Origin of the sequence: Microvirga lotononidis, from assembly GCF_034627025.1 — a bacterium.
Classification (GTDB): Bacteria; Pseudomonadota; Alphaproteobacteria; order Rhizobiales; family Beijerinckiaceae; genus Microvirga; species Microvirga lotononidis.
The window spans coordinates 4,886,367-4,899,150 of sequence record NZ_CP141048.1; the positions used below are offsets into that span (position 1 = coordinate 4,886,367).

At 63.9% G+C, this 12,784-nt stretch carries 15 protein-coding genes and 1 riboswitch; of the genes, 8 read left to right on the plus strand and 7 right to left on the minus strand.

The window, feature by feature from the left end; translation table 11 throughout:
- Positions 1 to 14: 14 nt before the first annotated feature.
- Positions 15 to 1,259, minus strand: a complete 1,245-nt coding sequence (locus U0023_RS23010) for a flavin monoamine oxidase family protein (RefSeq protein ID WP_009764500.1) — start codon at positions 1,257 to 1,259, stop codon at positions 15 to 17.
- Positions 1,260 to 1,763: 504 nt separating this feature from the next.
- Between U0023_RS23010 and U0023_RS23015 the strand changes: the two genes are divergently transcribed.
- The gene (locus U0023_RS23015; RefSeq protein ID WP_009764499.1) at positions 1,764 to 1,997 is read left to right on the plus strand and encodes a hypothetical protein; all 234 of its coding nucleotides are present in this window, start codon (positions 1,764 to 1,766) and stop codon (positions 1,995 to 1,997) included.
- Between the two features lie 370 nt (positions 1,998 to 2,367).
- Positions 2,368 to 2,943, plus strand: coding sequence for a peptidoglycan-binding domain-containing protein (locus U0023_RS23020; RefSeq protein WP_009764498.1), 576 nt, complete (start codon positions 2,368 to 2,370; stop codon positions 2,941 to 2,943).
- Positions 2,944 to 2,984: 41 nt separating this feature from the next.
- Here U0023_RS23020 and U0023_RS23025 read toward each other — a convergent pair whose 3' ends face one another.
- A complete protein-coding gene (locus U0023_RS23025; protein ID WP_009764497.1) occupies positions 2,985 to 3,305 on the minus strand; it encodes a hypothetical protein in 321 nt (106 codons plus the stop codon).
- Positions 3,306 to 3,837: 532 nt separating this feature from the next.
- Entirely contained in the window at positions 3,838 to 4,281 is a 444-nt protein-coding gene (locus U0023_RS23030; RefSeq protein ID WP_009764496.1) for a hypothetical protein, read from the minus strand.
- Positions 4,282 to 4,871: 590 nt separating this feature from the next.
- On the opposite strand from U0023_RS23030, the gene U0023_RS23035 reads away from it, so the two are divergent.
- The 3 genes from U0023_RS23035 to U0023_RS23045 all read left to right on the plus strand — a co-directional run bounded on the left by U0023_RS23035 (position 4,872) and on the right by U0023_RS23045 (position 7,051).
- Positions 4,872 to 5,768 (plus strand): hypothetical protein, encoded by an 897-nt coding sequence (locus tag U0023_RS23035; protein ID WP_009764495.1) that lies wholly within the window; start codon positions 4,872 to 4,874, stop codon positions 5,766 to 5,768.
- Positions 5,769 to 5,854: 86 nt separating this feature from the next.
- The gene (locus U0023_RS23040; protein WP_154661162.1) at positions 5,855 to 6,121 is read left to right on the plus strand and encodes a hypothetical protein; all 267 of its coding nucleotides are present in this window, start codon (positions 5,855 to 5,857) and stop codon (positions 6,119 to 6,121) included.
- 204 nt (positions 6,122 to 6,325) lie between these two features.
- Entirely contained in the window at positions 6,326 to 7,051 is a 726-nt protein-coding gene (locus U0023_RS23045; RefSeq protein WP_009764493.1) for a Crp/Fnr family transcriptional regulator, read from the plus strand.
- A 272-nt stretch (positions 7,052 to 7,323) separates the two neighbouring features.
- On the opposite strand, the gene U0023_RS23050 is transcribed toward U0023_RS23045, so the two are convergent.
- Positions 7,324 to 7,554, minus strand: a complete 231-nt coding sequence (locus U0023_RS23050) for a DUF6894 family protein (protein WP_009764492.1) — start codon at positions 7,552 to 7,554, stop codon at positions 7,324 to 7,326.
- A gap of 195 nt (positions 7,555 to 7,749) precedes the next feature.
- On the opposite strand from U0023_RS23050, the gene U0023_RS23055 reads away from it, so the two are divergent.
- Positions 7,750 to 8,004, plus strand: coding sequence for a hypothetical protein (locus U0023_RS23055; RefSeq protein ID WP_009764491.1), 255 nt, complete (start codon positions 7,750 to 7,752; stop codon positions 8,002 to 8,004).
- A gap of 223 nt (positions 8,005 to 8,227) precedes the next feature.
- On the opposite strand, the gene cobD is transcribed toward U0023_RS23055, so the two are convergent.
- On the minus strand, positions 8,228 to 9,232 hold the full coding sequence (gene cobD, locus U0023_RS23060; RefSeq protein ID WP_009764490.1) for a threonine-phosphate decarboxylase CobD: 1,005 nt from the start codon (positions 9,230 to 9,232) through the stop codon (positions 8,228 to 8,230).
- 11 nt (positions 9,233 to 9,243) lie between these two features.
- Between cobD and cbiB the strand changes: the two genes are divergently transcribed.
- Positions 9,244 to 10,230: an adenosylcobinamide-phosphate synthase CbiB gene (gene cbiB, locus U0023_RS23065; RefSeq protein WP_009764489.1), complete on the plus strand. Its 987-nt coding sequence runs from the start codon at positions 9,244 to 9,246 to the stop codon at positions 10,228 to 10,230.
- On the opposite strand, the gene U0023_RS23070 is transcribed toward cbiB, so the two are convergent.
- Positions 10,217 to 11,662 (minus strand): cobyric acid synthase, encoded by a 1,446-nt coding sequence (locus U0023_RS23070; RefSeq protein WP_040639192.1) that lies wholly within the window; start codon positions 11,660 to 11,662, stop codon positions 10,217 to 10,219. The genes cbiB and U0023_RS23070 overlap by 14 nt on opposite strands.
- 11 nt (positions 11,663 to 11,673) lie before the next feature.
- Positions 11,674 to 12,279, minus strand: coding sequence for a cob(I)yrinic acid a,c-diamide adenosyltransferase (cobO, locus tag U0023_RS23075; protein ID WP_009764487.1), 606 nt, complete (start codon positions 12,277 to 12,279; stop codon positions 11,674 to 11,676).
- 107 nt (positions 12,280 to 12,386) lie between these two features.
- Positions 12,387 to 12,574: riboswitch (cobalamin riboswitch) on the plus strand.
- Positions 12,575 to 12,605: 31 nt separating this feature from the next.
- Here cobO and U0023_RS23080 point away from each other — a divergent pair.
- Positions 12,606 to 12,782, plus strand: a complete 177-nt coding sequence (locus tag U0023_RS23080; protein ID WP_009764486.1) for a CbtB domain-containing protein — start codon at positions 12,606 to 12,608, stop codon at positions 12,780 to 12,782.
- Positions 12,783 to 12,784: the final 2 nt, after the last annotated feature.

The following is a 12,784-nucleotide window of genomic DNA, read 5'->3' on the forward strand; positions in this document are numbered from 1 at the left end:
TCGATGCTTTAGACCTAGGGCGCAGACGGACGAAGCGCAGCCATCACCTCGTCGGCCGCCCGCATCCCGCTCTGATAGGCGCCGTGGGCGGTCGAGAAGTCGTGAGTCTCGGTTGCCTCGCCGGCGAAGAACAGACGGCCGTCGAAGGGGCGGGCCAAGGTGACACGCGCTTCCGCCTTTCCCGGAAGAGCATAGCTATAGCCGCCCCCGATGTGATCCATCCGGCTCCAGGTCGAGACGACCAAGGGTCGAAGGCTGCGTCGGACGTTCGAACCAAACAGGGCCGCAAGCTCGTCGATGGCATAGGCGAAACCAGCGGCGGGCCCGTGTGCAGCTAGCGCCTCGGCGCCCTCCCCGCCGAAGAAGCCCTCGATCACGGGACGGCCGAAGGGTCGAATGTAATAGGAGCCCGTGCTTGGCTTGCGCGGATCACCGATCACATGGGTCTCCGGTTCGAAGGGATTGTCACCGACGATCTCCAGGAACAGCTTCTCGTTGCGACCGAGCGGAAGGCTGGCGGCGGCATGGCGCCAATCGTCGAGTTCGGCTGGAAGCCTGATGAACCCTCCGGTGAGCACGGCCGTCGAGACGGTGATGATCACGGTCCGAGCGGTGATGCGGCCGGCTCTCGTCGCGATACTCACCCTGGCGGCATCAAAGCCGATGGCCTCGACCGGGGTGGCAAGGCGCAGCGCGACGCCGGGCGGCAGGCTGGACGAGACAAGGGCGCCGTATCCGGCCGGCACTCTCCAGTTGTTCCTCGTCGAAGCCGTGTCGTAGGCGAGATAATCCGCGATCGATAGCTGCTCGAGGCCGACGCCGCTGATGTAGCCGCTCATCGCCTGGAGATAGGCGTTCCACCTCCCGCCCGGCTCCAGCGCATCGGCGGCACAGTCGCTCCGGGGTGGATCCGACAGCAAGCGCCCATGCCATGCGGCGTAGGCATCGTCGGAGGCATCCTGGTCTCCGGGCGGGAAGCCGAGGTCGCGATATTGCTGATTCCAGGCCGGCCTGCGGCGCTCGACGGCGAAGCCGGACGCCTCTGCGATGTCCACCCAAGGATTGCGATCCGCCGAATGGAGCCACCCGCAACCGAGATCGAGCGCGTGCCCGGCCACGTTGACCGTGTCGGCCCGGCCTCCGATCCGCGGCGAGGCTTCGAGCAGCAAGGTGGACAGGCTGCTGGCTGTCAGACGCAGCGCAGCGGCAATGCCTGCGGCCCCACCGCCGACGATGATGACGTCCCAATCATTACTCATACAGTCCGTCCATTCGGCCCCGTTCGGGATCCACTACACACCAGTTTGCGCATCGACAATCGAGCCACGGCGGCCCCTCCCAGGGTTACCGAGGATCGGTTGGCTGTCGCAACTGGAACAACCAAATACAATAGAGTTCTGATCCACTTGCGATGAGACGTGCAGATCGCACGTTGCCAAGACCCGGTCTCTCTTGATGGATTCGAGTCCGGGCCGGACGCATCGATCCCCACAGCCTGCGCCTTTTCCTGGTGACCGAGAAGGAGCACATCGCGACCTCGAGCAAGTGCTCGGCGCCCCGCTTCTCACCACAGGGGTCGGAGGGATCCTGGCTCCCGAGCTCAGCGCGATCAGCCGATACCGAGAACGGCAACTATCTCTTCACCCTTTTGTCACTACACTCTACTCATAGCCAGCTCACGCGAAACCTCGGCATTAGGCCTAGTATTGCTTGGTAGAACTACGCTATAGTGCCGACGAGGTAATCCCTAGGAAGGTATCGCCATGGCGATCGTCTACCCCGTAATGGCTTTGATTGGCGGTCTCGTCAGTTGCGTCCTGCTGTGGCCTTACGGCGCCACCGTTGCACTGCTCAGCATGCCTTTCGCCGGGAGCCTTCTTGCCCTCGCCGCTGCGTTCATGATCTATAGGCGGACCACGGGCGAAACCGGCCAAGGCCGTGATCGCGCCGTGACCATGGATCGGACCCGGACCTTGCGGACGACGGAAAGCCGCTGACAAGCCCAATCGGCCGGGGCCCTCTTCTTTTCTCCGACAGACCGGCGTGCGCGTCATCCAATCGGCACGCGTGACATCCTTTCCCATTTTCCCTGGCGTACGGGCAACGGGGCCATGTTCCGAGCCGGCATGGTCGCCTGCCGGATGGCACGGTCAAAACGCCGGAGGCCTGGGTCGGCGCGGCGTTCGCCATGACCCTGCCCCGTGAGAAGGGAAGCCTGCCGACCGCGCCAGCTCAGGACCGACCCTTGCGTCTCATTATTATGGTTTCTTAACCCTGCTGGACCGTATAACTCCTATTCGATCCTTCCTGCCATGGTTCCGCCCCCATGGCGCGGCAGGCAGGAAGCATGACAGGACCCGGTGCGTGATGATGAACCGTCTGACGATCGCCATAGCCGTGGCCGGGTGGGCTCTCTACGGCTTCTCGGTCCTGATGCCCCGTTCATCCGGCGCTGATCCCCAGGCCGAGATCGCGCGACTGCGCCAAGTCGCCGAAACGGCCGGTGCCGACCGTGATGCGCTCGCCGCCGAGCTGGTGCGTTTCAAGGAGGGGAACCGGGACCTGCAGCATGTCCAGAACCGGATTGCCGCCACCACGCAGGAGTTGAAGCACCTGGAATATCTCCGTTCCAGGATCAGCGGCGAAATCGACGTGATGCGGCCACAACCGTCGAAGGCCCCCTCCCAAGCCGTCGCTCCACCCGAGAGTTCCATTCTTTCGGACGCAGCCGGCGCGGGTCCCTCGAAGGACGAGATCGGCTACGCGCAACAGGCGCTGACGGCACTGGGCTTCGGCCCCTTGAAAGCCGACGGGGTCTTCGGCCCGGGCACGCGCCGCGCGGTCGAGGCCTTCCAGCAGGCCCGCGGGCTCCCCGTCACGGGAAAGCTCGAGGCCGCGACCCTCCGGGCCATTCAAAACAGCCACGTGGCCGTGCAGCCTTGATTGCGAGGCGGGTCCCGGCTCGTCGCCAGGACGACGCCTGACTACCTGGATGTTTCGACGGACTTTGCCTGATCGCCGGGTGCGAGCCGGAGCCTCCGCTCCAGATCTTCGACCTGCCTGGCGACGGCATTGAGGTTCGTTCGGATCACGAAGAGGTCCGAGGCGGATATGCCGGACGCGCCGATCGTCGGCTTCAGATCCAGCTTCGGGTCGTCCCCCTGGCCCTTCGGCTTCGAGCCGCTCCCGGCAATCCAGCGCCAGACGGCGCGAAAGAGCCAAGCGATCAGGACAAACAGCGCCAGTCCCACCGCCACGACGATCCCCAGCGTCACGGCAACGCCGAGTTGATCACCCCCACCCATCGAATACCCCCAAAGTCAGCCGGAATCTCATAGAGCATCGGACGTGAGTTCGATGTCACGTCCGATGCTCTAACTTTCTGGTTTGACGCATCTTTCCACGCAAAACCGGTTCCCACTTTTGCGTTCGATGCTTTAGAGCATCGCTCCTGAAAGTGGAATGCTCTTTCCCCATGCTGCTCCGACCGGATCGGGATCCGCACCGGAAGCCGGACCCGGCCCGTCGGCCAGAGCACGATGAGGGGACCTTTCATCCTCTACTACTTTTGTGCAAGATCAGGACGCAGCTTTTCTGTTGCTGGACTGCCGAAGCCTGAATACTCTCCCCTCACAAGAAAAAGGGCCGCAACAATGCGGCCCGAAGTTTAGGGAGGAAACGCCCAAGAAGGGCGAGCAGGACGGTGACGCCAATCACCGCGCTGCATTGCAATAAAGTACTGTGTGCCACAAAAAGCGGCAAGTATAAACGGGCAGCATCGCTGCCTTTTCTTTTTTCTGTATCCTATTAGTCACACTTCTGAACCCAGCCGCTGCGCTAGCGGATACACTCGATGGGGACGCGGACGTTGGAGCCTCCGATCAGGACGGTCCGGCAGGGCATGCCGTTGATGATCTGGACCTCGTTCGGCGTTGCATACGGGAACACCGCGTCCGGTGTGCCCGTCAGCGGGCGACCGCCGACCATCTGACCGCCTCCGTTCTCGATCCGAATGCTCCCGGTCGTGCCCGGCTCGAACGTCCCGGTCGGAACATGACCGGCACATTCCACGGGAACGCGGACGTTGGAGCCTCCGATCAGGACGGTCCGGCAGGGAACGCCGTTGATGATCTGAACCTCGTTCGCAGCCGCATAGGGGAACAGCGAGTTCGGCGTACCCTGTATGGGATTGGGCTCCGATTGCGCCTGTGCGGCTGCGAGCCCGACGATGGACGCAATGCCTGCGACAGACAGGATCGTCAGCGTTCTCATGGCTCTCATGGAGGCCTCCTCTCCGCAGACCGGGAAATGCAGCATGCAAGAGGCGCTGCGGATGCCCCTGTTGCACGAGGTCGACGAGTGTCATCCGCCGGGACGACGGCAGGCGCCAGAGCTTCACACGGGGCGAAACCATCAAGCCTGGGGTCACGCGCGGCGTCGCGGCTTCCAGCTGAACCTGACGATGAGGCAGCCCACCAACTCGCCTCTCTCCGACGCTCGTCCGGCAATGCCGATCCGACCGTCGTCGAGAACAGAACACGAGAGTCGATCGGCGCAGGCATCGATCAAGCGTCAGGTGGATACGCAGCGCGAATCCTAATCGGACCTCTCCGCGCTGCTTGATCGGTTGAGCCATTCACTTACCAAATCGGGACAATGCCGGTTCAGCCCGGACATCGGGCCTTGAAGGCATGACATCCTGAAAGGATGCATGTCGAAAGCGATATGTCCGGTTTTTGCGGAAGCCCAGGATTCTCGTGCCCACGAATACCTACAAAGGGCTAGTCGACGGCCATCGCCTTGACGCCGGATGTTGCCTCGGCTGCTATGACATGGCTGGGGACGAGTGATCGGCAATCCAAGGGGGAACGATGCGTTACCTTCCGCAACGTCTGTCCTGTGGCCCTATGGTTGCGGCCGGCCTGGTCTTCGGAGGCGCGAGCAGCACGCTTGCCGCGGATTTGGGTCCTCCCCCTGCTCCCGTGGTCGAGGCCCCTGCTCTGCCCAGCTGGACCTATCGCTTCACGCCTTACGGCTGGCTGCTGGCGTTGAACGGCACCGAGACGATCCGCGGCAGGTCCGTGAAAGTCGATGCCAGCTTCGCCGATATCGTCAAGGCCTCGGACACGCTCGTGGCGCTGATGGGAGACTTCGAAGCCCGCAACGGCCCGGTCTCTCTTTTTACCAATGCGGTCTGGGCCAATATCGGCGTGGACGGCAACAGAATAAGAAGCCGCTCCTTGGCACCTGGCGTGACCGGCGCTCTCGCTACGTCCCTGAGCCTCGATATCGACATGGCCATCATCGAAGCCGGCGCCGCCTACGAGGTCTACCGCTCCGGGCCGCTGGCCTTCGACCTGCTCGCGGGGGCAAGATACTGGCACCAGTCGGCGGATCTCTCGTTGGCCGTCACGGGTGCCGTCTCGACGGCCGATCTCGACGTGGTGGGTTCCCGCGCGCTTGCTCATTCGGGTTCGGTCGACTGGGTCGATCCCATGATCGGCGGACGCATCCGCTACACCGTCTCTCCGGGTCATGAGCTCCTGCTGCGCGGCGACATCGGCGGGTTCGGCCTCGGGAGCGACTTCTCCTGGCAGGCCATCGGAGCCTATGGATTCGAGCTCGGCACCTATCAGGGCGTGACGTTCTCGGGCGTCGTCGGATACCGCGCGCTCTACGTGGACTACAGCCAGGGCGAGGGGCGGCAGCGCTACCAGTACGACATGCTCCAGCACGGGCCGGTGCTCGGCATCAGTGCGAGATTCTGAACGCTTTCGAAGCCTGTCCCGTTCGGTCAAGCAATGCCGTCGGAGCGGTGGCAAACTTTCCTGAAATCGCCTGAGAGCAGGAGAGAATGATGCGACCTCTCGTTTTGCCCGTTATGCTCGCCGGCCTCCTGGCCGCATCGTCGGTTTCCGCCCAGGGGCAGAACCCCCGCCAGCCGCCGGTGCGCAACGGCGAGGTCGTGGTGCCGTCGGAGAACACTCTGGAGCGGGATGCGGTGACGCAGCCCCGCAACGACTTCTCGACGAACGACGCGAAGGCGACCAGGCAGATGGATCGTCAGAACCAGCGAATCGACAAGCTGATCGAGAAAGGCATCTGCTCGAACTGCAGATGAATGCGCGTCGCCGTGAGGTGGAGCGCCGACCATCATGGCGACGCCGGTGATGCGGGATGATCGGTTGCCGGCGTCTCTGCATTTGCCTCGAGAAGAGCTGATGAGAGGCCTTAACGAGCAATCATCCACCTGAGGATCAAAAGCGGCGCGTCTCCGGATGCCGGATGTGGTAAGATGTCTCGGTTCGGGACAGGACCATTCGCAATGGCTCAGGTTCAGATGGACAATCCGCATTGTGGAAATCGGCTCCTGGCCGCTCTCGACGATGAGGATTTCGCCTATCTGGAACCGCATCTGACGCTGGTCGATCTCCATCGAGGCCAGGTGGTCTACGAGGCCGGCCAGAGGCTCGACTATACATACTTCCCCCACACCGCCGTCATCTCTCTCGTGACGGTGATGCTCGACGGGAAGTCCGCCGAGATGGCGACGTTCGGATGCGAATCCATCGTCGGTCTCGTCAGCGCCTTCATCTCCCGCGACTCTTTCGGCCGCTATATCGTGCAGATCGGCGGAACGGCCTCCCGTGTCGATCTCGACCGGATGCACGACGCCTTCAGGACAAGGCCTAAGGTCCAGCAGCTCCTCTTGCGCTTCACCGAGGCACTACTGGCGCAGACCCTGCAGAGTGTCGCCTGCAACGCCACACACAGCGTCGAAGCGCGCTGTTGCCGCTGGATCCTCAACACGCGTGACCGCTGGGCATCCGATGACATCCCTTTGACGCATGAATTCCTTTCGGAAATGCTCGGCGTCCAGCGCTCGAGCGTCAGCGCCGTCACCCGCGCCCTCCACGAGGCCGGTCTCATCAATCAGAGCAGAGGCGTGATCACGATCATCGATCGAAGTGGTCTCGAGGAGATGGCCTGCGAATGTTACGAGATCATCCGCCGAAAATTTTCACAGCTCCTGCCGCCGACGAATCCATGATTTCATGGAATGTGAGAGGTTGACTTGCCGGGAGGCTGCCACAGGTAAGTCATCCTGGGTCGCCCTGAACGAGCTATGTCTTGATCAAGCGCATGCCACATCGCAACGCCCTGCCCGGTCATGTCATCGACAAGGGCCTGATCGCCACGGCCGTAACAGCCGCACTGGCGGCGTTTCTCCTGTGCTGCCAGCTTCCATGATACATATTGTCGGAACGATCTAAGGCCGGTTCAGACAGCCCCCGATAACGCCTTGCCACTGACTGCGGAGGATCATCCGATCTCTGAGCACGGAATGATCAGGACGGGGCGAAGATCTTCGCCTACGATCTCGATCATGATCTCGCTGCTGTAATGCGGCAACATCCCTGCCCAGCTTTCCAGGAGCTTCTCGGCGACCTTCGCGGCCTCGATCTTGGCTGCCTGAAGATCCGGCAGCTCCATTCCACTCAGATCCTCTTCCGTGCAGAAATGGCTTTTCACATCAATGTAATAGCGGGGCACGACGCATACCCTCGGGAACGCTGACCAGGATGGACGCACCCATCCTGGTATTCACCTATGTTAATCCACAAGAGCGGAATTCCAAAATGCCTCGGAATCCCCGACCACTATTCTGGACAGGCCGTTCGGCGAAACTTTATGTCGCCACTCTGATTGTATAGACCTGCTGTTCCATCAAGCCCTTCAGGAGTTTCGATGCTTTTGCCCTGGATGAAACTGGCGACCGACACCACGATGTTGGCCGTCGAATCCCAGCTCGTGATCTGGACCCGCCTCTCCCAAGCGGCCATGGGCCGAGGCTCCCACGCGGAAAACCTGCTGATGGTGACGGAGAAGGTCACCGCCTTTGCGGAAGCGGCTGCCACACTCGCGACGGGCGGATCGGCCCATAAGGTCGTCAGGGGATACCGCCGGAAGGTGCGCGCCAATGTGAAGCGCCTGAAGCGATAAGAACTCCGCAAGTCGAGCTTGACTGTAGACCTACGTATTTCCCGCTATTTTCGATCCGGGAGCGCCCATCTATAGAACACCCCCATTGATGTGGTTAATTCAAAGACAACATTCACCAAGGATATATTTCATATCTTCCGTGCCTGAGGGGGCCAGAGCATGGTTTTGAGCCGTGGTTCGATCGCGAGGTCGGACACGGCTCTTTCTTTTTCAAGCGTGGAACTCAGCCCTTGTGAAGGTCCGCAAGGACCGTCTCGAGACGCCGCCAGGCCTCCGCCGAACCCGGAAGTCCAAAACGCAGGAGACGGGGATCGTGCTGGAAGCGGCGGACCCAGATGCCGTGATGCCCCAAATGGGAGAACACGTCGGATGCCCGGCTGCTGTCCATGAGACGGTAGAGGATCGTGCCGCCCGGCGCCCGGCTCGACAGCGGCTCCAGAAGCGCGTCGAGGCGGCGGGCATCCTCGGCCCTCGCCGCTTGGGCCGCCTCTCGCCAGGACCGGTCGCGCAACGCCCGCCGTCCGACCTCCATGGCGGGCCCTGAGACGGACCAGGGTCCGAGTGCCTTCCTCAGCGTCTCGGCGAATGTGGTCGCCGCAACCGCAAAACCGAGCCTTACTCCCGCAAGCCCGTATGTCTTGCCGAAGGAGCGCAGGACGACGGTGTTCTCCGGAAGGACGGAAACGAGCGTCTCGTTGCCGTCGAAATCGGCGAAGGCCTCGTCGACTAGGAGCCTGCCGCCCCGACGCCCGAAACGCACGGCCTGTTCAAGCAGCACCTCCCTCCGGAGCAAACGACCATCGGGATTGTTGGGGTTCACCACGACGAGGATATCCGCCTCGCCGGCCTCGTCGAGTGAGCCGATCTCCGCAACCGCGTGGCCTGCCCCGCGCCAGGCATGGGCATGCTCGGCATAGGTCGGCCCGAGGATGGTGACCCGTGACCGGGGCCACAGGATCGGCAGCAGGCTGATGAGAACCTGCGTCCCCGGTGCGCCCACGACCATCGCTGGATCCGCCGCGCCATAGGCCTCGGCGGCAGCCGCCTCCAGGTCCCTGTGGTCGGCCGGCGACGGCAGCCGTTCGAACAGACGGGCTGGCAAGGGAGGCATGGGATAGGCTATGGGATTGATCCCCGTCGACAGGTCGATCCACGGCTCTGGCGCGTCCGGAAAGAGCCGTCGGGCCTCGTCCAGGTCGCCCCCGTGCCAGATCCGCGCCTCACTCATCCGATTTCCCCATGGCCCTCTCCGATAGCCTGCTCACCTTAAGCCTCGCCCTCGCGGCCGAGGCCGCCTTCGGCTATCCCCATCGCCTTTACACGTGGATCGGGCATCCCGTCACCTGGATCGGGAGGCTGATCAAGGGGCTCGACCGGAGCTTGAACCGGGAGACACGCTCCTTCGGGGAGTGCAGGGCTGCCGGCATCCTGGCTCTGCTGATCCTCCTGACCATGACCGGTCTCGCGGCCTGGATTCTGGAGTGGCTATTTCTGCCGCTCGGCATCGTCGGATTAGCGCTCCTCGCTCTTCTCTCCGGCACCCTCATCGCCCAGCGCAGCCTGCACGAACATGTGGCGGCGGTCTCGGAAGGCCTGCGCGACAGCGGGCTGGACGGTGGGCGCAGGGCCGTCTCGATGATCGTCGGGCGCAATCCACAGAGCCTGGACGAAGCCGGCGTCTCCCGCGCGGCCATCGAGAGCCTTGCCGAGAATTTTTCCGACGGAATCGTCGCGCCCGCCTTCTGGATCGGGGTCGGCGGTCTTACCGGTGGTGCTCTCTACAAAGCCGCGAACACCGCCGACAGCATGATCGGCCATCGCACGCCCAGGCATGAAGCCTTCGGCTGGGCGGCGGCACGGTTCGACGATCTCGTGAACCTGCCCGCCTCGCGGCTCACGGCGCTCCTCATCGTCGCGGCAGCGGCTCTTCACCAGGGCGCCTCTGCCCGAAATGCGTGGCGCGCGGTGCTGCGCGACGCCTCCCACCATCGCTCGCCCAATGCGGGCTGGTCGGAAGCTGCGATGGCCGGTGCCCTGGGCCTGAGATTGGCCGGGCCGCGCGTCTACGGCGATGTGCGCATCGAGGATCGCTGGATGGGCGACGGGCGCGCGGAGGCGAACGCGGACGACATCGACCGTGCGCTCGGGCTTTACCGGACCGCCTGCCTGCTGCTCTTCGCTCTCGCAGCCGGCGCGACACTTCTAACCTGGATCATCGCGCGCTGAGGGCGAAGAGACGCTCGCAATCGAGATGCGTCTCCAGGTGATCGGCGAAGCGGTCGATAATGTCGTCGACGAGGGCCTCGTAAGCGAGATCGCTCGTCTGTGCGCCGAGCAAGGCGAGCCACCGCGCCCGCTGTCGGTCGTCCGCGAAGAGGCCGTGGACATAGGTGCCCGTCACGCGACCGTCGGCCGAGACGGCGCCGTCGGGCTGCCCGTTCGCCAGACGGGCGAAAGCCCGCGAGAATGCATCCGGCCCTGACGTCTCGCCGATATGCATTTCATATCCGGAGAAAGGCGTGCCGTCTGCCAGCGTAGTCCCGGCGACCGCCTCGAGCCGCTTGTTCGCGGTCAGCGTGGTCGTAACGTCGAGCAGGCTCAAGCCCGCGATGGAGCGGCCCGCCTCGCCCTCGATGCCCAGCGGATCGTCGATGCGCGTCCCGAGCATCTGGTAGCCGCCGCAGAGGCCGAGGACCCGACCTCCCCGGCGCACATGCGCCTTCAGGTCGACATCCCAACCCTGCACGCGGATGAACATCAGGTCGTCGATGGTGGTCTTGGAGCCGGGCAGCACGACGAGCGCGGCTTCCGCCGGCAGAGGATGGCCGGGCTCGACCAGCACCACCTCGACGCCGGGCTCCTCGCGAAGAGGATCGAGATCGTCGAAGTTTGAGATCCAGGGCGTGACCGGAACCGCGACCACGACCGAACCCCTTCGGCCCTCCCGCCTCAACCCGAGGCCGTCCTCCGCCGGAAGACGCGCGGCGTCGGAAAAATGCGGCACGAGACCGAGCGCGGGCCAGCCGGTGCGCTCGGAGACAAATCGCATGCCGCTGTCGAACAACGCGGGGTCGCCCCGGAAACGGTTGACGATGAAGCCGCGGATCATCGCCGCATCCGCCACATCGAGCACCGCCTTGGTGCCGACGAGGCTTGCGATCACGCCACCCCGGTCGATATCGCCCACGAGCACCACGGGCACATCGGCCGCGCGGGCAAAGCCCATATTGGCGATGTCGCCCGCCCTCAAATTCACCTCGGAGGCGGAGCCCGCCCCTTCGACGAGGACGAGATCAGCCTCTTCCGAAAGCCGCCCGAAGCTGTCGAGAACCGCCTCCATGAGGCGCGGCTTCCAGGACTGGTACTCGCGCGCCCTGGCGGTGCCGACCACGCGGCCCTGCACCACCACCTGCGAGCCGGTCTCGCTCTGCGGTTTCAGCAGCACGGGGTTCATGTGGACGCTCGGCGCCACGCCGGCGGCGCGCGCCTGCAGGGCCTGGGCGCGGCCGATCTCGCCGCCATCGGCGGTGACCGCCGCGTTGTTCGACATGTTCTGCGGCTTGAACGGGCGGACCATCAGCCCCTTCCGCGCAAAGACCCGGCACAGGCCCGCCACCAGGAGCGACTTGCCCACATTGGAGCCGGTGCCCTGCACCATGAGCGCGCGCATCAGAACTCGACGCCTTCCTGCGCCTTCACGCCGGCGGCGAAATGGTGCTTCACCAGTGTCATCTCGGTCACGAGATCGGAGGCCTCGATCAGCTCCGGCTTGGCGTTGCGGCCCGTGACGACCACGTGGAGATCTGAGCGACGCCGTCTCAGCGTTTCGACCACTTCGGCGAGGGGCAGGTATTCGTAGCGCAGCGCGATGTTGAGCTCGTCGAGCACCAGGAGGCGGATGTCTTCGCGCGCCATCAGCTCCTTGGCCTTGGCCCAGGCGCGCTCCGCCGCCGCCACGTCCCGGGAGCGGTCCTGCGTCTCCCAGGTGAAGCCCTCGCCCATCGTGTGCCACTCGACCTGATCGGAGAAACGGTCGAGGGCGAGGCGCTCGCCGGTTTCCCAGGCGCCCTTGATGAACTGCACCACGCCCACATGGAAGCCGCGCCCGAGCGCCCGCAGCATGAGGCCGAAGGCGGCCGTGGACTTGCCCTTGCCGGGGCCGGTATGCACGATCAGAAGCCCCTTCTCGACCGTCTTCGAGGCGACCTCCCGGTCCTGGACTTCCTTGCGCTTGATCATCTTGGCGCGGTGGCGCGCCTCTTCGTCCTGGGTCATCCCGAACCTGCCTTCGCATGAGTGGGCCGCACCATGAACAGGCTCGGACCCGATTTCAAGACACCCGATTTCCACGACCGAGGCTTGAAAGATGTCCCGTGCCCCGGTAAGCATGTAACGGACGGTGCCCCGGCGACGGGGTGAAAAGGGAATGCGGTGAGACACCGCGGCTGCCCCCGCAACTGTAAGCGGCGAGCCTTCGCTCCAAATGCCACTGGGCGGTGATGCCCGGGAAGGCGGTAGCGCAATGCATCGACCCGCGAGCCAGGAGACCTGCCGTCATCGTGCAACCCAAATGCCGCCGGAGGGGTGGCCAAGAGGTATTCATGTCGACGCTCACCAATCAAGCTTACGCCGCCACTCCGTCTCAACGTCTCGTGGCCATTCTCACCGCAGCAACCTTCGGCCTCGCACTTGTGTTCATTTCGGGCTTCGCCTCGCCCGAGACGATCCACAATGCGGCGCATGACTGGCGTCACTCGCACAATTTCCCCTGCCACTAAGA

Bases quoted from the DNA above. Each gene is read 5' to 3' on its own strand.
- U0023_RS23040 (WP_154661162.1), top strand. From the start codon at position 5,855: ATGATGCGACCTCTCGTTTTGCCCGTTATGCTCGCCGGCCTCCTGGCC.
- U0023_RS23035 (WP_009764495.1), top strand. From the start codon at position 4,872: ATGCGTTACCTTCCGCAACGTCTGTCCTGTGGCCCTATGGTTGCGGCC.
- cobD (WP_009764490.1), bottom strand. From the start codon at position 9,232: ATGAGTGAGGCGCGGATCTGGCACGGGGGCGACCTGGACGAGGCCCGA.
- U0023_RS23015 (WP_009764499.1), top strand. From the start codon at position 1,764: ATGGCGATCGTCTACCCCGTAATGGCTTTGATTGGCGGTCTCGTCAGT.
- U0023_RS23020 (WP_009764498.1), top strand. From the start codon at position 2,368: ATGATGAACCGTCTGACGATCGCCATAGCCGTGGCCGGGTGGGCTCTC.
- cobO (WP_009764487.1), bottom strand. From the start codon at position 12,279: ATGACCCAGGACGAAGAGGCGCGCCACCGCGCCAAGATGATCAAGCGC.
- U0023_RS23045 (WP_009764493.1), top strand. From the start codon at position 6,326: ATGGCTCAGGTTCAGATGGACAATCCGCATTGTGGAAATCGGCTCCTG.
- U0023_RS23025 (WP_009764497.1), bottom strand. From the start codon at position 3,305: ATGGGTGGGGGTGATCAACTCGGCGTTGCCGTGACGCTGGGGATCGTC.
- U0023_RS23030 (WP_009764496.1), bottom strand. From the start codon at position 4,281: ATGAGAGCCATGAGAACGCTGACGATCCTGTCTGTCGCAGGCATTGCG.
- cbiB (WP_009764489.1), top strand. From the start codon at position 9,244: ATGGCCCTCTCCGATAGCCTGCTCACCTTAAGCCTCGCCCTCGCGGCC.
- U0023_RS23080 (WP_009764486.1), top strand. From the start codon at position 12,606: ATGTCGACGCTCACCAATCAAGCTTACGCCGCCACTCCGTCTCAACGT.
- U0023_RS23010 (WP_009764500.1), bottom strand. From the start codon at position 1,259: ATGAGTAATGATTGGGACGTCATCATCGTCGGCGGTGGGGCCGCAGGC.
- U0023_RS23070 (WP_040639192.1), bottom strand. From the start codon at position 11,662: ATGGTGCAGGGCACCGGCTCCAATGTGGGCAAGTCGCTCCTGGTGGCG.
- U0023_RS23055 (WP_009764491.1), top strand. From the start codon at position 7,750: ATGCTTTTGCCCTGGATGAAACTGGCGACCGACACCACGATGTTGGCC.